The organism is Klebsiella sp. JN_Kp122, assembly GCF_040062085.1.
In the GTDB taxonomy this organism is placed as follows: domain Bacteria; phylum Pseudomonadota; class Gammaproteobacteria; order Enterobacterales; family Enterobacteriaceae; genus Klebsiella; species Klebsiella aerogenes.
Genome location: NZ_JBEAHW010000022.1, coordinates 58,528 through 76,427 on the forward strand (window position 1 = coordinate 58,528; position 17,900 = coordinate 76,427).

The window sequence follows — 17,900 nt, forward strand, 5'->3', positions numbered from 1 at the left end:
TATTGATTTGATAATGCAAACGCATTGGTCGAGTCAGGAAAAATTCGTTAACTTAGACCTCAACAAAAACACGGAGGAAGTATCGATGTCTTTAATTAATACCAAAATCAAACCTTTCAAAAACCAGGCATTCAAAAACGGTGAATTCATCGAAGTTACCGAAAAAGACACTGAAGGCCGCTGGAGCGTCTTCTTCTTCTACCCGGCCGACTTCACTTTCGTTTGCCCGACCGAACTGGGCGACGTGGCTGACCATTACGAAGAGCTGCAGAAACTGGGCGTAGACGTTTACTCTGTTTCTACCGACACCCACTTTACCCACAAAGCGTGGCACAGCAGCTCTGACACCATCGCTAAAATCAAATACGCGATGATCGGCGACCCGACTGGCGCCCTGACCCGTAACTTCGACAATATGCGTGAAGATGAAGGTCTGGCTGACCGCGCGACCTTCGTCGTTGACCCGCAGGGTATCATCCAGGCAATCGAAGTTACCGCTGAAGGTATCGGCCGTGATGCGTCTGACCTGCTGCGTAAAATCAAAGCCGCTCAGTACGTTGCTTCCCACCCAGGCGAAGTGTGCCCGGCTAAGTGGAAAGAAGGCGAAGCGACTCTGGCTCCTTCTTTAGATCTGGTTGGTAAGATCTAATTCGTTTTATTCCCGCTAATCAACGGGCGCACCAGCGCCCGTTTTATTCCAACACCATGATGCAAGCGCATTCAGGCTGCCTGACTAAGGCCGCTTGCATGATGATGTTTTAAGCCCAGGAGATAAAAATGCTCGACACCAACATGAAAACCCAGCTCAAGGCCTATCTTGAGAAGCTGACCAAACCTGTTGAGCTGATTGCCACGCTGGATGACAGCGCTAAATCGGCAGAGATCAAGGAACTGTTGGCTGAAATCGCTGAACTGTCAGACAAAGTTACCTTTAAAGAAGACAACACGCTGGCGGTACGTAAGCCATCGTTCCTGATTACTAACCCAGGTTCCCACCAGGGGCCGCGTTTTGCTGGTTCTCCCCTGGGACATGAGTTCACCTCATTAGTACTGGCGCTACTGTGGACCGGCGGTCATCCGTCGAAAGAAGCGCAGTCGCTGCTGGAGCAGATCCGCAACCTTGACGGTGATTTTGAATTCGAGACTTACTACTCGCTCTCTTGCCACAACTGCCCGGACGTGGTGCAGGCGCTGAACCTGATGGCGGTGCTGAACCCGCGCATCAAACACACGGCGATTGATGGTGGAACCTTCCAGAATGAAATCACCGATCGCAACGTGATGGGCGTACCGGCGGTGTTTGTGAATGGTCAGGAGTTTGGTCAAGGTCGTATGACGCTGACTGAAATCGTCGCCAAAGTGGATACCGGCGCGGAAAAACGCGCGGCGGAAGAGCTGAACAAACGCGATGCTTATGATGTTCTGATCGTCGGTTCCGGCCCGTCTGGCGCCGCGGCGGCGGTATACTCCGCGCGTAAAGGCATTCGTACCGGCCTGATGGGCGAACGTTTCGGCGGCCAGGTGCTGGATACTGTAGATATCGAAAACTATATTTCCGTACCGAAAACCGAAGGCCAAAAACTGGCCGGCGCCCTGAAAGCGCACGTCAGTGAATATGATGTTGATGTGATTGATTCACAAAGCGCGGCAAAACTGATCCCGGCAGCCGTCGAAGGTGGGCTGCATCAGATCGAAACCGCCTCCGGCGCGGTGCTGAAAGCGCGCAGCGTGATCATCGCAACCGGCGCCAAATGGCGTAATATGAACGTGCCTGGTGAAGACCAATACCGCACTAAGGGCGTAACCTACTGCCCGCACTGCGACGGCCCGTTGTTTAAAGGTAAACGAGTGGCGGTGATTGGCGGCGGTAACTCTGGCGTTGAAGCGGCAATTGATTTGGCGGGCGTCGTTGAACACGTGACGTTGCTGGAGTTCGCGCCAGAAATGAAAGCCGACCAGGTGCTGCAGGATAAAGTACGCAGCCTGAAAAATGTCGATATTATTCTCAACGCCCAGACCACCGAAGTGGTTGGCGACGGTAGTAAGGTGACGGGGCTGCAGTACCGCGACCGCGTCAGCGGCGATGAGCATCATGTCGCGTTAGCTGGTATTTTTGTCCAGATCGGTCTGTTGCCGAATACCAACTGGCTGGAAGGTACGGTTGAGCGTAACCGCATGGGTGAAATCATCATTGATGCCAAATGTGAAACCAACGTGAAGGGCGTATTTGCCGCCGGCGACTGCACTACCGTGCCGTACAAACAAATTATTATCGCCACTGGCGAAGGTGCGAAGGCTTCTTTGAGCTCATTCGATTATCTGATTCGTACCAAAAGCGCATAAAAAGTCGTAAGACAACACCTGCACACAGCAAAGAGGCGACCCTGGGGTCGCCTCTTTTTTTGCTTATTGCACCGTTCCGTTATCTCACGACCATTACCGGAATATGGGCATGACGAATCACGCTTGAGGCGTTTGAACCCAGTAAATGGGTGCTGATCGACGGATTACGTGAACCGATGACTACCACGTCAGCTTTGATTTCATTGGCCAGTTCATTAACCATATCGCGGACGTTGCCGAAACGCACATGGCTCTTAATACGTGAAGGGTCAATGCTAAAGTGGCCGACCATGGTCTGTAAGCGTGTTTCCGCTTCATGTTGTAAATGCTCTTCAAAGCGGCGTAGATCGGCGGTAAAACGGCTCATGGTGAAGCTGGATGAACCGGGTAAGACGTGAAGTAAATGAATAATGCCGTCCTGTTGGGCGAGAAACTCTGCATGGCGGACAGCCTTGTCGCTCAGCTCCATTTCAAAGACATCAACCGGCATAATGATAGTTTTATACATATGCATTTCTCCTTGTTTGTCTGTTTCTATATCAACATATTATACAAGGATATTGTGGCATTCAGGTCGCAAAACTGTATACGCCGTCACGGGATGAGGTAAAAATTTGTCAGAGAGGAAGGGAAACAGAAAGAGGATGACGAGGCATCCTCTGAATAAAGCGTGAAACGCCTCAGGCAGCGGGGTATTTAGCGGTGGAATTCGCCTGCGGCTTCCGGCTGGTACAGCAATTCCAGCACTTCCAGATGTGCCGATGCGCCGCCGGGTAACTCCCAATGGATGGAGGTCCCGACTTTCAGCCCGAGCAGCGCCGCGCCAACCGGCGCCAGAACCGAAAGCTGAGTCGCGCTATCGGTCGCCTGCGCCGGGAAAACCAGAGTCCGCACACGTTCTTCACCGCTGGTTAAGTCGCGGAAGCGGACTTTGCTGTTCATGCTGACGACGTCGTGCGGCATTGCTTCCGGCGCCAGCATTTGCGCGCGGTCCAGTTCGTCGTTCAGGGCATCGGCTACCGGTGAATTAGCATACGCCGGCTGTTCAAGCAGTCTATCGATACGTTCAGCATCGAATTCATTAATAATGATTGCGGGTCTGGTCATTGCATACTCCATGTTATCCAGGAACCTTTTCCGTAAAAGAAAACCCTCGCCGAAAGGGGCAAGGGTTAATGTCCCTTCATCATACTGAGACTTGCCTGATGTTTGAAGTGATTAAGCGCACATTCAGCGCATCGTTAGCAAAAGCAGATGAAATGGGCGCATCGCTCTGTTATCAAGAACCGACTTTGTCCAGCACAAACTGCTTAGCGCAGTTGCCCGGATGCGGCTGCGGCAGGAACGAATCTGCGCTCAGCGGAGCATTGATCGCGCTAGCTTTGATGGAGATTTGCATTTCCGTTAAATAAGCGGGATTGCCGTCACAGGTTAATTTAAAGGCTTTCACGTTTTGCGCGCCATAGGCTTTGGCGACGGCGGCATCAAAATCGCTACGGCTAACGGTTTGTCCGTAGTGTTTCGCCAGAAAATCACCGATTGCGCTTTGCTTCACTTCGCCATTCAGGCGCACCATCGTGCCGAAGTAGCTATCCGGATCGAAGCCGAAACAGACACCATGTTTGGCATACTCATAGCGTTCCAGGCAGGAGTTACCGCCGGAACCCGGCATCACGCTATTCAGCTTATTGGCCATTTCCAGCGATAGCCCGGTTTCCGCGGCCTGGCATTTACGCCCGGCTCTGACTTCCGGCATATTGGGGATAGGGCGCGTCGCGCAGCCGTAGCGCATCCAGCGGCGCTCATCGACGCCGCGCGAGGCGATCGACTTCGGCAGGCCCGGCCACAGGCCGTGTACCGTCAGAAAATCGGCTTTGTTGCGTTCTTCCTGCTGTAGCCGGCACTCCTCTGGTTCATTACGATTCCTATCCAGCATGCTCTGACAAAAACCGGTTTGCCAGGACAATGCCAGCACGTAACGATCGAAATCACCGTATTTCGTCGCGGTAAGCGGTTCTGCGCCAACCTGTGTTGCGCCGAGTAAAAGGGCAATGGCGACGACATCCTTCCTGAACATTTTTATTCCTGATAGTGGGAGATGATTAATTGCTGGGATTTATTAAAGCATAAAAAAGGCGCCTGCTGGCGCCTTTTCACTGCGGTTTGTGGTTTATTGAATCGCGGCGCCGGGGACCAGAATCTCGGTGGCGATGATCACCACTAACAGGCCGACGATAACGGGAACCGAGGTGCGTTTAACAACTTCGAACGGAGAAATCTTCGCCATTCCCGCCACCGCCACCACCACGCCGGAAACCGGTGAAATGGTGCGTCCCAGATTCGATGCCTGCAACATAGGGATCGACAGATAGGCCGGGTTGATGCCGGAAGAGTGGGCAAGCTTCGGGATCATCTCAACGAAGGCGTAAAACGGCGCGTTGCCGGAACCGGTGGTCATCGCCGCCAGCATGGTCAGGACGACTAATACCAACATCAGGATGATGCTGGCGGATCCGAACGAGGTCGCAATAGAGATAAGACCGTCGATAAAACCGATAGTGCTCAGACCCTGGGCAAATACGCCCGCCGCCACCAACAGCATGACGACGCTGGCGAAGGCGTCCGCCATGCCGCGATAGGCGGCTTCCAGCCCGGTGAAGACCTTTTTAGTGTCAAAACTGCGCAGGAATTCCAGTACTGAAGCCAGCACCATACAGATCACCAGAATCGTGATGATGTGTAACTCCGGCCCCCATTTGCCGTCAAAAATCAGCACGCCGATAATCGGTGTGAAAGGCAGAATGGCGTACAGCGCCGGGGCGGTGGTGGTTATCTCATTGACGTCGAGCATCTCGTGCGAGGCGTTCTCTTTTTTATCGAGGTAGCGCTGCCAGAAGAAGTGAGCGATGGCCATACAGACGATAGCGGCAATCGAGATAGGTAAAGTGGTTTTGAAAGCGAAATCAATCAGCGGCATTTCGGCAGCTTTGGCCGCCAGCACTACGTCACCGGAGGTTGGTGACAGGATCAACGCGGCAGGGGAGGCGCAAATCGCCGCCGCGGCGCCGCGGCTGATGCCGACATTGACCATTACCGGAAACAGCGTCGCCATCAGCAGCACCCCAAGGCCAGTTGCCGAGGAGACCGCCAGCGACATCAGGCAGGCGAGGAAGTAGGCGGCAATCATCAACAGATAAGGCGAGTTAATATATTGCAGCGGCTTAGAGGCCAGTTTAACTACCATATCGTTGGCGCCGATATGGGTCATATAGGTGGCGAAACCGCAGAGCATCATAATCATCATGCCGAGGTCGCCGCCGCGGCTCATGAGCAGTATTTTAATATATTCAAAGATGTCGGTTGCGGTGTAACCCGTAGTGGCGGCGCTGGCCGGGAGAACTTTATGCCCCATAATGGCGCTGGCGATAAGTAAGATTAAACCGCCGACAAACAGCACCCCTGTCGCGGAATAACCTTTTATAATGTAGCGGGCGACGCCCACAATAACCACGACCCCGATAAGGATCTCAACAAGCGTAAGCATACTTTACCCCTAAGCCATTAACCCAAAGAATCTGCTGATATCTAAAGCACTACAAAAATTAAGTGATGGAATGTGCCCAAAAAACGGACAGAACTTGCTGACCCAAATCAATAAACTACTGAGAATTGACTAATCAGAACCCGTGGCACGGCTAACATCACAAAAGTTGTCTACCAGCATGAGCTTTTTGCTATGGCGCAATTCAGGATTTTGCCTTATTCCGTTAACAGTCTATTAAGATTACATTTGTTACTTTACTTCGTTTTTAAAATTGCAATCGGTAATAGAGAAGTGTTTAAACTACGTCAATTTACATTATTTATGCTTGCGCTGTCCGGCCTGCTGCTGTCGCCCGGCTATGCTAACGCCTCGTTCTCGTCAACGCTCCGCGATGGCTACAATACGCTGACGGACAATGTCGCGCAAACCTGGAACGAGCCTGAGCACTACGATCTCTACATCCCGGCGATCACCTGGCACGCGCGCTTTGCCTATGACAAAGAGAAAACCGATAAGTATAACGAACGCCCATGGGGCGCGGGATTTGGCATGTCGCGTTGGGACGAGAAAGGTAACTGGCACGGCCTTTATCTGATGGCGTTTAAAGATTCCTTTAATAAGTGGGAGCCGATTGGCGGCTATGGCTGGGAAAAAACCTGGCGCCCGCTGGCCGACGACAACTTCCATCTTGGCCTTGGTTACACCCTTGGCGTAACGGCGCGCGACAACTGGAACTATATCCCGATCCCGGTGGTGCTGCCGCTGGCATCGATTGGCTACGGCCCGGCGACGTTCCAGATGACCTACATCCCCGGCACTTATAACAACGGCAACGTTTATTTTGCCTGGGCACGCATTCAGTTTTAATCGTTATAACGTAGTGACAAAAGTGATAAGTTCTTTGTCTTGTTGAAAAACAATGACTAACGTAACTGTCGGCTATAAAGATAGAGACTTTTATCACTTTTTAAGAAAGTTACGCTGGACAAAAGGCATCACAATTGATGTACTGGTATCCGACACAGCATTAGTGTCGTTTTTTAATTTAAAGGTAATTTTGATGTCTAAGATTAAAGGTAACGTTAAGTGGTTTAATGAGTCCAAAGGATTCGGTTTCATTACTCCGGAAGATGGCAGCAAAGATGTATTCGTACACTTCTCTGCAATCCAGTCCAACGGTTTCAAAACTCTGGCTGAAGGTCAGCGCGTAGAGTTCGAAATCACTAACGGTGCCAAAGGCCCTTCTGCTGCAAACGTAATGGCTATCTAACCAACGCGTCAGTAGAATATAAAAACCCGCTTATAGCGGGTTTTTTTTTGCCTGTCGTTAGCGGGCGGCTGACTGTGAGAACAGCCAGAATGCCGTCGCGGTCATGGCGAAAGAACCCAGTAGATTGACCAGCACGTTTAACAGTGCCCAACTGAAACGCCCCTGCTGGAGCAGGAAGACCACTTCTGCTGAAAAGGTGGAGAAAGTCGTCAGGCCGCCGCAGAAACCGGTAGTGATAAGCAGTTTCCACATCGGATCGACATGCGTTAGACGATTGAACCACGCCAGCCCGGCGCCGATAATAAATGCGCCCAGCAGGTTAGCGATTAGCGTGCCAATGGGAATCGCATGATGCATGGGGTTAAATTTCATGCCCAGCCACCAGCGCAACACGCTGCCGGTTCCGCCGCCAACAAAAACGGCTAAAAGGAGTTGTAACACGGTCATTTCCTGCTATTTGGTTAGGTATAAGGCCGAGTGTAGCGCGCCAAAGGCGTTTTTGGCTATGGATTCGAAGTGGGAGAAAGAGATGCGGGTAGCAGCAGGGCAATTTGCCGTCACGGCGCAGTGGCAAACTAATGCGCAGATCTGCGTTGAACTGATGCGTCAGGCGGCAGAATGCGGGGTATCGTTACTGGTCTTACCCGAGGCGTTGCTGGCGCGGGCCGATAACGATCCTGATATGTCGGTAAAATCAGCGCAGGCGCTGGACGGCGGCTTCATGCAGCAACTGCTGGCCGAAAGCCGGAGTAATGACTTAACCACGATATTAACGCTGCACGTGCCCTCTGGCGAAGGGCGCGCGAGCAATACCCTGGTCGCAATACGACAGGGGATGATTAGCGCACAATACCAGAAACTCCATTTGTACGATGCGTTTAATATGCAGGAGTCGCGGCTGGTGGATGCCGGCGAACAAATTCCGCCGTTAATTGATGTAAATGGGATGCGAATCGGCTTAATGACCTGCTACGATTTACGCTTTCCCGAATTAGCGCTATCGTTAGCGTTAAAGGGTGCCGATGTGTTGGTGCTTCCTACCGCGTGGGTTCGCGGGCCATTGAAAGAACATCACTGGGCGACGCTGCTGGCGGCAAGAGCGCTGGATACCACCTGCTACATTATTGCGGCAGGCGAATGTGGAACGCGTAATATCGGTCAGAGCCGGATTATCGATCCGCTCGGTACCACCATTGCTGGCGCCGCTGCCCAGCCGCAGCTGATTTTTGCTGAGATATCCGCAGATTATATTCGTCAGGTGCGTGAGAGTTTGCCGGTGCTGCGTAATCGCAGATTTGCGCCACCGCAATTATTGTGACGTTTTTTTAAACAAGGCTTGATTCACCTTGTTACAGATTGCTATTGTGTCGGCGCGTCAAATAGCCGTTAATTGTATGCGTATATGTGTATGATGGCGTATTCGCAGCTTGAGCTTGTATAGAGAAGAAGGTTAGCTATGGGTGAGATTAGTATTACCAAACTGCTGGTAGTCGCAGCGCTGATTATTTTAGTGTTTGGTACCAAAAAATTACGCACGCTGGGTGGAGACCTGGGTTCGGCTATCAAAGGCTTCAAGAAAGCCATGAATGATGACGATGATAGTGCCAAAAAGACCAGCGCTGAGGAAGACGCGCCGGCACAGAAGCTCTCTCATAAAGAGTAATTAATCACGGGCTCCCGACGAACGGGGGCGCGTCGCGGCCGGGTGTGAAGCTCAGGCGGCAAAGAGGCGGCAGCGTATTCGTTGTCGCCTTTTTTATGGTTAGCGTTTTGGATATGAAAAAAGATGCAACCAGGTATGACAATGGAAAGGGGGATTAGCCGGTAAATCAGGCCGCCGCGAACGACGGCCAGAGAAAGACAGGAGTTATTTTACTTCCATACCTTTTGCCTGCAGATCGGCATGATAGGAAGAGCGGACGAACGGGCCGCAGGCAGCATGGGTAAAGCCCATCGCCATGGCTTCAGCTTTCATCTCTTCAAACTCTTCCGGGCTAACATAACGCTGTACCGGAAGGTGGTGACGGCTTGGCTGCAGATACTGACCCAGCGTCAGCATGGTGACGCCATGACGGCGCAGATCGCGCATCACTTCGATGATCTCTTCATTGGTTTCGCCAAGACCGACCATCAGACCCGATTTGGTCGGGATTTCCGGATGCGCTTCTTTAAAGCGCTCCAGCAGTTTCAGCGACCAGTTGTAATCTGCGCCCGGACGCACCTGGCGATACAGACGCGGTACGTTTTCCAGGTTGTGGTTAAACACATCCGGCGGCGTCACTTTCAGAATATCCAGCGCGCGATCCATACGGCCACGGAAATCCGGCACCAGCGTTTCAATCTTGATATTCGGGCTCTTCTCGCGGATAGCGCTGATACAGTCAGCGAAGTGTTGCGCGCCGCCGTCACGAAGATCGTCGCGGTCAACGGAAGTCACCACCACGTAGCGCAGACCCATATCGGCGATGGTTTGTGCCAGTTTTTGCGGCTCATTGGCATCAGGCGTCACCGGACGACCGTGGGCAACGTCGCAGAATGGACAACGGCGAGTACAGATAGCGCCGAGGATCATAAAGGTCGCGGTACCGTGGTTGAAGCACTCGGCAAGGTTCGGGCAAGAGGCTTCTTCGCACACGGAGTGCAGGCCATTCTTACGCATCGCTGCCTTGATCCCCTGAATACGGGACGAGTCAGCCGGAAGTTTGATTTTCATCCATTCCGGTTTTCTGAGCAGAGCTTCACGCTCAGTTGCCACGTTTTTCACCGGGATAAGGGCCATTTTATCGGCGTCGCGGTACTTAACACCGCGTTCCATCACAATGGGTTTACTCATAGCGTGCGTGTTCCAGTTGCGAGTCACGAAGGAAAGCGAATTAATTCAATCAAATGTTGTATTTATCAACTATTTTTGAACTAAGGACAGGCAGTATATCATTGATACGGGGTTGAAAGCAGCCTGGTTACCCGGCAAATTGTAAAATAGTTGTTGTTTTATCCTTTTCCCTCGCGTGCGGTTAGCAGGCATAAGTTTGCACAATGGTGTCGATAATCTCTTTCAGTAACGGCTCCTGTGCGCTTTGCCGGTTGTAATGGAGCGAAATATCAATACGCTGGTCCTGCAGAGGTGGAAAAGGAATCGCTTGTAAAGGCCAGATTTTCGCCACCAGCGCGAACATACTCTCCGGCGTCAGCCCCAGCAAATCGCTATTATTCATCATTGCCGCCTGGGTCAACAGGTTATAGCTGCTAAAGCCGCAGCGGCGTTCGCCGACGAACTCTTCTAGCTGGCGATGCAGGGTAGGGTAGCGCTGCCCTTCCGGTAGCAATAGCGCGAACTCATACTGCTGCAGATTTTCCTTCGTCAGGGGAAGGTGCAAAATGGGGTGATTTTCGCGGCAAAAGATGACAACCGGTTCGGAGAACAGCACCTGGTGTGCAATAGCCAGCCCGCTATGGGGATAGCTGTCGATCAGTAAGTCAACCTGCCGCTGATTGAGCTGGCTGGCGGCATCGCTAATCGCCATATTGTGCAGTAATACCTGAGGAAAGCGCGATTTCAACGCATTGGCGATTTTCGGTATCACCAGAGCGCCGATGGTTGGGGTGGTAGCGATGGTGAGCACGCGCTGCTGCTGCGAGCGGCTGCCCAAATCCAGCGCATTGAGAAAGGCTTCCATCCCCTGGCTGATATATTGATGCAGGTGGGTCGCATAAGCCGTGGGCGTGACTCCCTGACCTTTACGAATAAAGAGCGGGTCGGGGAACAGGGCCCGTAGTTTATTGATGGACTGGCTAATCGCCGAAGGCGTGATATTTAATACCTTCGCCGCGTTGACGATACCTTTATGCACGTATACCGCTTCGAAGATGGTCAGCAGGTTTAGATCGATATTACGCAGAATACGAAAGATCTGCCGATCTTCGGGTGGTTCGTTGGTTTCTGATGGGGGAAGGTTTTCTGCCACTCGCGGGTCCGGTTGATGGGTCATAGCCTCATTATAGCGGGCGAGCGCATAGCGTTACGTGACAATTGATTGCAAATTTGAAGTATTAATAATGAGTTGCGCTCTGACGGTTCAGAGCGCGGTGCGCATCAAGCGGCGACATATTCATGCGGCGGGTTATTCAGCAGCGCCAGCAGGTTGGCGACCAGCCGCGGCGCAACGTTTTCCGTAGTGGCCTGCGGCTGCCAGTGGCGCATTTGCGTCATCTCCATGCCGGCATAGCCGCACGGATTAATGCGCAGGAATGGCGTCAAATCCATTGCCACATTCAGCGCCAGTCCGTGGAACGAGCAGCCCTTGCGAATACGCAGCCCCAGTGAACAGATTTTCTGTTCACCAACGTAAACCCCCGGCGCATCGGCGCGTGGGTGGGATTCAATCTGATACTCTGCGAGAGTATTGACCACGGTCTGCTCCAGTAGCGTCACTAATTCACGAACGCCGAGTTTACGCCGTTTAAGATTCAGCAATACATACATCACCTGTTGGCCTGGCCCGTGATAGGTCACCTGACCGCCGCGATCGCTCTGAATAACCGGGATATCGCCTGGCACCAGCACGTGTTCGGCTTTACCGGCCTGACCCTGAGTAAAGACCGGGTGATGTTCTACCAGCCAGATTTCATCCAGCGTCGTGTCGTCACGACTGTCGGTAAATTCGTGCATTGCCTGCGAGATGGGTTCGTAAGGTTGCAGGCCGAGTTGTCGAATAAGAATGGTATTGTGCTGCAAAACAACGTCTCCGCCGAGAGGGATGACTTAAGTGGGGGGAGAGTATATCACAGCGAAAGAAAGAGGATTACCCGGCGCTTGAGGCCGGGTAAGGCGAGGGATTACAGCACCATCCGCACGATTTCGATATTGCCCAGCTCTTCGTACAGGGCTTCGACCTGCTCAATGTGGGTAGCGTTAATGGTGATGGAGACCGAGTGGTAGTTACCTTTGCTGCTCGGTTTTACTGACGGAGAGTAATCACCAGGCGCATGGCGCTGTACCACTTCCACCACCTGATCAACCAGCTCAGGCAACGCCTGCCCCATTACTTTGTAAGTAAATGGAGTAGGGAATTCAAGCAGTTCGTTAAGTTTGGTTTTCATGTCAGCTCCGGTGTGACGACTAAAATAATAACTCCCACGTGATGTGGGAGTTATCAGGTTTCTTTGATGAATAGTATATGGGGATAGAAATCACACTTTCAAGTGTTCAATTTTTAACCAAACCAGTGATGGAACATTAACTTAATGTAATCAATGATTTTGCCGAAGAAATTACCTTCCGGAATTTCCTGCAGCACCACTAACGGACGCTGATCGATAGTTTTGCCATCTAACTGGAAGTTGATGGTACCGACTACCTGGTTTTTCTGCAGCGGCGCGTGCAGCTCGGTGTTATTCAACACATAGCTGGCTTTCAGATCTTTCATGCGCCCGCGTGGGATAGTCAGATAGACATCCTTATCTACGCCCAAAGAAGCGCGATCGCTATCGCCGAACCAGGCCGGTTCAGAGGCGAACTCTTTACCTGCTTTAATGGGGTTTACGGTTTCGAAGAAGCGGAAGCCCCAGGTCAGCAGTTTCTTGCTCTCGGATTCACGACCCTTATAGGTACGTCCACCCATAACCGCGGAGATCAGGCGCATCTGGCCTTCGGTAGCAGAAGCGACCAGGTTGTAACCTGCTTTATCGGTATGGCCGGTTTTAATACCGTCGACGTTGAGGCTGTTATCCCACAGCAGGCCGTTACGGTTCAGCTGGCGAATACCGTTAAAGGTGAACTCTTTCTCACGGTAGATGGAGTACTCATTCGGTACGTCGCGGATCAGCGCCTGGCCGATCAGCGCCATGTCACGCGCGGAGCTGTACTGACCGTCGGCATCCAGGCCGTGAACGGTCTGGAAATGGGTGTTTTTCAGGCCCAACGCGTTAACGTAATTGTTCATCAGGCTGACAAATGCGTCCTGGCTGCCGGCAACGTAGTCGGCCATCGCCACGCAGGCATCGTTACCGGATTGCAGGTTGATGCCGCGGATCAACTGAGAAACCGGCACCTGCATGCCCGGTTTCAGGAACATCAGGGAAGAACCTTTAAACACCGGATTACCGGTTGCCCACGCGTCGTTACCCACGGTGACCAGATCGGATTCTTTGAATTTCCCCGCCTTCATGGCCTGGCCAATGACGTAGCTGGTCATCATTTTGGTCAGGCTCGCCGGATCGCGACGGGCGTCGGCGTTGTTTTCCGCCAGTACTTTACCTGAGTTGTAATCGATAAGAACCCAGGATTCGGCATCGATCTGCGGAGCGCCTGGGATCATGGTTTTCATATTCAGGTCATCGGCGCGGGCAGCGGTAGACAGTGCCGCAACGGAGAGGGCCGTAACGAGTAAACGAGCGGTGAAAGAGGTCTTCATGGTTAGAACAACGGCATCCGTGATGAAATTAAAAAAAGTGCCTTACTATAACAAATGCATTTCGCAGCGGCACCCGACATTACATATGACTTTGTTAATGATTTTTACATATGCAGTAGCACGGGATGCCGCGGCGTTGCGTTTAGTTGGCGCGAGTAATAAATGATTGCAGCTGCGCTTCGTTTTGCAGGCGCTGTTGTACCGTCGACGCTTGCGACTTACTGGCAAATGGCCCCAGTTGGATCCGCCATACGGCGCCGTTTTGCATCACACGTCCGGGAACGGCGAACTGCTGGCTCAGGCGCTGCTGATATTGCTGGGCGCGAGCCTGGTCGCTAACGGCGCCCACCTGCACGACGAACTCGCCGCTGGTGCTGGCGGCTGGTGCGGCAACAGTCGCGGCTGCTGCGGCGGTCGCGGCAGGCGCAACGCTTCCCTGAATCGAGCCCGGCGCGGTGACCGGAGCGCTGGGTGTTGCCGGCGTCGCGGCGACGGCAGCAGGCGCAGCAGCAGGTTCGCTGCTTTCCAGCACGCCATTATTCAGCGGCGTCGGTGCGCCAAGGAATCCACTGCCGTTAACCGGCGCGCCCACGTTATCTTCAGGCTTAAGCGTTGAGTTGCTGATGGCGTGAACGTTTGACTGATCGGCCGGGGCGATGGCGGCAGAACCATCGCCATCAAGGTTGGGACGTGAAGGCAGGGCATAGGTCTGTTTGGCGACGGTGGTGCATGCCATACCTGGGCCGGACAAGGCGCCGTCCTGAGAGACGATGATAGGATCGATACGAACTTTAGTATTGTTCGAGGTATTCAGGCGGTCGGCGGAGGCGCGGGACAGGGAAATGACCCGGTCATTGCCGTACGGGCCGCGATCGTTAATGCGCACCACGATCATTCGGCCATTAGCCAGGTTCGTGATACGCGCATAGCTTGGGATGGGCAAGGTCGGATGTGCGGCTGTAAGCTGTGTTGGATCGAACGCTTCGCCAGAGGCGGTCAGGTTGCTGTTCGGCTCGGCGTCATAAATTGCCGCCAGACCGGTCTGGGTGAAGTTGGCCGGATCCTGGACGATTTTGTAGCTTTTGCCATCGCGTTCATAATCCTGATTGGCCGTGGCGTTCAGCGTTTCGAAACGCGGGTCGGCGCCGCTAATTTCTACCGTCGGACCATTACAGACAGCCGGCTGCGGGACGCTAACCGTCTTCTGCTGAACATCTTCACCCGAACATGCCGCCAGCAGCCCCGCTGCTATGCAGATCCCCAGCCATTGCTTACGCATTGCGAACCCCTTAAACGCTTTTCGACAACATTTTTCTGTGGGTATGGATCGACATTACGATACCAAACCCGGCCATCAATACGATTAGGGCTGAGCCCCCGTAGCTGACCAGCGGCAAAGGTACCCCCACCACCGGCAAAATACCACTTACCATACCAATATTTACGAAGACATAAACGAATAAAATCAACATTAAACCGCCTGCCATGACGCGGCCAAAGGTGGTTTGCGCCTGGGCGGCGATCCACAGTCCGCGCATGATAAGCAAAATGTACAATGCCAGCAGGATCAATACCCCGATAAGTCCCAGTTCTTCCGCCAGCACGGCGAAGATAAAGTCAGTATGGCGCTCAGGCAGGAATTCGAGCTGCGACTGAGTGCCATGCAACCAGCCTTTACCGCGTAAACCGCCGGAACCAATAGCGATTTTCGACTGAATAATATGATAACCCGCGCCCAACGGATCGGTTTCCGGATCGAGGAGCATCATGACGCGTTGACGCTGGTAATCGTGCATCAGGAAGAACCATAAAATCGGAATAAAGGCGGCGACCAGCACTACCGCGATACCGATTAAACGCCAGCTGAGGCCGGAGAGGAACAGGACAAACAGGCCGGAGAGGGCGATCAAAATCGAGGTGCCGAGGTCTGGCTGCGCTGCAACCAGCAGGGTCGGCAGGAAGATCAGGACCAGTGCGATGGCGGTATTCTTCAATGACGGCGGACAGACATCGCGGTTAATAAACCGCGCCACCATCAGCGGCACCGCTATTTTGGCAATCTCCGAGGGCTGAAAGCGTACAATACCGAGATCCAACCAGCGCTGTGCGCCTTTGGATATTGCGCCGAAGGCGTCTACGGCAACCAGCAAAATAATACAGAAAATATAGAGGTAGGGCGCCCAGCCCTCATATACCCGCGGCGGGATCTGCGCCATCACGATCATAATCACCACGCCCATGGCGATTTGGCCGATTTTACGCTCCATCATGCCCACGTCCTGGCCGCTGGCGCTCCAGATAACCAGCGCGCTGTAGGTGAGCAGCGCCAGCAGGATGAGCAGCATCGTGGGGTCCAGATGGATTTTATCCCATAGTGATTTTTTGTTCGGATTATCGGTCATTATTGATCCTCCCCCGCCGTCACCGCCGGGCTTTCACTCGGCAGATTGGTGTTGTTATCACCCAGCATGATGTGATCGAGGATCTGGCGCATAATGGTACCGACCGCCGGGCCGGCGCCGCCATTCTCCAGGATCATCGCCACCGCGACCTGGGGGTTGTTGTAAGGCGCAAACGCCGTCATAAGTTTGTGGTCACGCAGACGTTCGGAAATTCGGTGCGCGTTATAGGTTTCGTTGGCTTTCAGGCCGAAAACCTGCGCGGTACCGGACTTCGCCGCAATCTTATACGGCGCGCTGGCAAAGTATTTGTGCGCGGTACCATTGCCGCGGTTAGCAACGCCGTACATGCCGTCTTTAGCGATTTCCCAATAGCCGGAATGAATATCGCCGACCGGCGGTTCATGCGGTTGTACCCAGGGTACCTGTTTCCCGTCTTCGAGAGTGCTTTGCAGAAGATGGGGCACTTTGACCACGCCATCGTTTATCAGGATCATCAGCGCTTTATTCATCTGAATCGGCGTGGCGGTCCAGTAGCCCTGGCCGATACCGACCGGGATGGTATCCCCCTGATACCAGGGTTTCTTAAAGCGCTTAAGCTTCCATTCGCGAGTTGGCATGTTGCCGGAGCGTTCTTCCGCCAGGTCAACGCCAGTGTAATCGCCGTAGCCAAACTTACTCATCCATTCGGAAAGGCGATCGATGCCCATATCATAGGCAACCTGATAGAAATAGGTATCCGCGGACTCTTCCAGCGCCTTGGTGACGTTCAGATGACCATGACCCCACTTTTTCCAGTCGCGATAGCGTTTTTCCGAGCCAGGCAACTGCCACCAGCCGGGGTCGAACAGACTGGTGTTGCGGGTAATGACGCCGGCGCTCAAGGCTGAGACCGCGACGTAGGGTTTTACCGTCGAGGCGGGTGGATAGACCCCCTGCGTCGCGCGGTTAACCAGTGGCGTATTCGGGTCGTTGAGTAGTCCGGAGTAATCTTTGCTGGAGATACCATCGACAAACAGGTTTGGATCGTAACTCGGGGTTGAAACCAGCGCCAGAATCGCGCCGCTGCGCGGGTCGGTGACGACTACCGCCGCACGGCTTCCCGCCAGCAGCGTTTCGATATACTGCTGCAGCTTTAAGTCAAGGGTTAAGTAGATATCGCGTCCGGCCTGCGGTGGCACTTCTTTAAGCTGGCGAATAACGCGGCCGCGGTTGTTGACTTCAACCTCTTCGTAGCCGGTTTGTCCGTGCAGCACGTCTTCATAGTAACGCTCGATTCCCAGCTTACCGATGTCGTGGGTCGACGCGTAGTTGGCCAGTTTGCCCTCTTTATCCAGGCGATCGACGTCTTTATCGTTAATTTTAGAGACGTAGCCGATAACGTGGGTCAGGGCGGAGTTATACGGATAATAGCGGCGCTTGTAGCCTTTGACTTCAACGCCGGGAAAGCGGTACTGGTTAACGGCGAAACGCGCCACCTGGACTTCATTAAGATTGACCTTCACCGGAATCGAGGTGAAGCGGTGGGAGCGCGCGCGCTCTTTTTTAAAGCCGGCGATGTCGTCGTCGGTCAGGTCGACGACGCCGCGCAGCGCATCCAGCGTCTGCTGCACGTTATCGACTTTTTCCGGCATCATCTCCAGCTGATAGATGGTGCGGTTCAGCGCCAGCGGCGTGCCGTTACGATCGTAAATAATACCGCGGCTGGGCGGAATAGGGACCAGCTTAATGCGGTTTTCGTTGGAACGCGTTTGATAGTCGTTGAAACGGACAATCTGTACGTTGTAGAGGTTGGCAATCAGCACGCCGGTAAGCAACAAAATGCCCGTAAAAGCGACCAGCGCGCGGCGTACAAACAGCGAGGATTCAGCCGTATAGTCGCGGAAAGAATTCTGTAATTTCATTCGCTGCTTAGTCTACCCAGGTCATCA

The 17,900-nt window shown here is 53.3% G+C and carries 19 protein-coding genes; 6 read left to right on the top strand and 13 right to left on the bottom strand.

Annotation, left to right across the window (positions count from 1 at the left end; genetic code table 11):
• Positions 1-85 precede the first annotated feature (85 nt).
• Together ahpC and ahpF are read left to right on the top strand one after the other, a co-directional pair.
• The gene (gene ahpC, locus ABLU78_RS10555; RefSeq protein WP_004859485.1) at positions 86-649 is read left to right on the top strand and encodes an alkyl hydroperoxide reductase subunit C; all 564 of its coding nucleotides are present in this window, start codon (positions 86-88) and stop codon (positions 647-649) included.
• 128 nt (positions 650-777) lie between these two features.
• A complete protein-coding gene (ahpF, locus tag ABLU78_RS10560) occupies positions 778-2,343 on the top strand; it encodes an alkyl hydroperoxide reductase subunit F (protein WP_048228522.1) in 1,566 nt (521 codons plus the stop codon).
• Positions 2,344-2,422: 79 nt separating this feature from the next.
• On the opposite strand, the gene uspG is transcribed toward ahpF, so the two are convergent.
• The 4 genes from uspG to dcuC all read right to left on the bottom strand — a co-directional run bounded on the left by uspG (position 2,423) and on the right by dcuC (position 5,887).
• Complete coding sequence (gene uspG, locus ABLU78_RS10565; protein WP_015367746.1) at positions 2,423-2,851, bottom strand: universal stress protein UspG; 429 nt, start codon at positions 2,849-2,851, stop codon at positions 2,423-2,425.
• A gap of 188 nt (positions 2,852-3,039) precedes the next feature.
• Complete coding sequence (gene rnk / locus ABLU78_RS10570) at positions 3,040-3,450, bottom strand: nucleoside diphosphate kinase regulator (protein ID WP_015367745.1); 411 nt, start codon at positions 3,448-3,450, stop codon at positions 3,040-3,042.
• 172 nt (positions 3,451-3,622) lie between these two features.
• Positions 3,623-4,420, bottom strand: a complete 798-nt coding sequence (rna, locus tag ABLU78_RS10575; protein WP_032712856.1) for a ribonuclease I — start codon at positions 4,418-4,420, stop codon at positions 3,623-3,625.
• A gap of 93 nt (positions 4,421-4,513) precedes the next feature.
• The gene (dcuC, locus tag ABLU78_RS10580; protein WP_015367743.1) at positions 4,514-5,887 is read right to left on the bottom strand and encodes an anaerobic C4-dicarboxylate transporter DcuC; all 1,374 of its coding nucleotides are present in this window, start codon (positions 5,885-5,887) and stop codon (positions 4,514-4,516) included.
• A 291-nt stretch (positions 5,888-6,178) separates the two neighbouring features.
• On the opposite strand from dcuC, the gene pagP reads away from it, so the two are divergent.
• Positions 6,179-6,754 (top strand): lipid IV(A) palmitoyltransferase PagP, encoded by a 576-nt coding sequence (gene pagP / locus ABLU78_RS10585; RefSeq protein WP_161798749.1) that lies wholly within the window; start codon positions 6,179-6,181, stop codon positions 6,752-6,754.
• Between the two features lie 193 nt (positions 6,755-6,947).
• Positions 6,948-7,157 (top strand): transcription antiterminator/RNA stability regulator CspE, encoded by a 210-nt coding sequence (gene cspE / locus ABLU78_RS10590; protein WP_012542460.1) that lies wholly within the window; start codon positions 6,948-6,950, stop codon positions 7,155-7,157.
• 57 nt (positions 7,158-7,214) lie between these two features.
• On the opposite strand, the gene crcB is transcribed toward cspE, so the two are convergent.
• Positions 7,215-7,598: a fluoride efflux transporter CrcB gene (crcB, locus tag ABLU78_RS10595; RefSeq protein ID WP_015367741.1), complete on the bottom strand. Its 384-nt coding sequence runs from the start codon at positions 7,596-7,598 to the stop codon at positions 7,215-7,217.
• Between the two features lie 88 nt (positions 7,599-7,686).
• On the opposite strand from crcB, the gene ABLU78_RS10600 reads away from it, so the two are divergent.
• Both ABLU78_RS10600 and tatE read left to right on the top strand, forming a co-directional pair.
• Positions 7,687-8,475: a deaminated glutathione amidase gene (locus ABLU78_RS10600; protein WP_015704731.1), complete on the top strand. Its 789-nt coding sequence runs from the start codon at positions 7,687-7,689 to the stop codon at positions 8,473-8,475.
• Positions 8,476-8,613: 138 nt separating this feature from the next.
• Positions 8,614-8,820, top strand: a complete 207-nt coding sequence (tatE, locus tag ABLU78_RS10605) for a twin-arginine translocase subunit TatE (protein WP_004859519.1) — start codon at positions 8,614-8,616, stop codon at positions 8,818-8,820.
• Positions 8,821-9,024: 204 nt separating this feature from the next.
• Here tatE and lipA read toward each other — a convergent pair whose 3' ends face one another.
• The 8 genes from lipA to mrdA all read right to left on the bottom strand — a co-directional run bounded on the left by lipA (position 9,025) and on the right by mrdA (position 17,873).
• Positions 9,025-9,990 carry a lipoyl synthase gene (gene lipA / locus ABLU78_RS10610; RefSeq protein ID WP_015367739.1) on the bottom strand — a complete coding sequence of 322 codons (966 nt, stop codon included), beginning with the start codon at positions 9,988-9,990 and terminating at the stop codon, positions 9,025-9,027.
• Between the two features lie 181 nt (positions 9,991-10,171).
• The gene (locus ABLU78_RS10615) at positions 10,172-11,122 is read right to left on the bottom strand and encodes a YbeF family transcriptional regulator (protein WP_045388718.1); all 951 of its coding nucleotides are present in this window, start codon (positions 11,120-11,122) and stop codon (positions 10,172-10,174) included.
• 128 nt (positions 11,123-11,250) lie between these two features.
• Entirely contained in the window at positions 11,251-11,892 is a 642-nt protein-coding gene (gene lipB / locus ABLU78_RS10620; RefSeq protein WP_015367737.1) for a lipoyl(octanoyl) transferase LipB, read from the bottom strand.
• A 101-nt stretch (positions 11,893-11,993) separates the two neighbouring features.
• A complete protein-coding gene (gene ybeD / locus ABLU78_RS10625) occupies positions 11,994-12,257 on the bottom strand; it encodes a DUF493 family protein YbeD (protein WP_015367736.1) in 264 nt (87 codons plus the stop codon).
• Between the two features lie 113 nt (positions 12,258-12,370).
• Complete coding sequence (dacA, locus tag ABLU78_RS10630) at positions 12,371-13,570, bottom strand: D-alanyl-D-alanine carboxypeptidase DacA (protein ID WP_015367735.1); 1,200 nt, start codon at positions 13,568-13,570, stop codon at positions 12,371-12,373.
• Between the two features lie 142 nt (positions 13,571-13,712).
• Positions 13,713-14,849 carry an endolytic peptidoglycan transglycosylase RlpA gene (rlpA, locus tag ABLU78_RS10635; protein WP_015367734.1) on the bottom strand — a complete coding sequence of 379 codons (1,137 nt, stop codon included), beginning with the start codon at positions 14,847-14,849 and terminating at the stop codon, positions 13,713-13,715.
• Positions 14,850-14,859: 10 nt separating this feature from the next.
• Positions 14,860-15,972 (bottom strand): peptidoglycan glycosyltransferase MrdB, encoded by a 1,113-nt coding sequence (gene mrdB, locus ABLU78_RS10640; RefSeq protein ID WP_008805635.1) that lies wholly within the window; start codon positions 15,970-15,972, stop codon positions 14,860-14,862.
• Complete coding sequence (gene mrdA, locus ABLU78_RS10645) at positions 15,972-17,873, bottom strand: peptidoglycan DD-transpeptidase MrdA (protein WP_015704734.1); 1,902 nt, start codon at positions 17,871-17,873, stop codon at positions 15,972-15,974. Before mrdA ends, mrdB begins: the two co-directional genes overlap by 1 nt.
• Positions 17,874-17,900 lie beyond the last annotated feature (27 nt).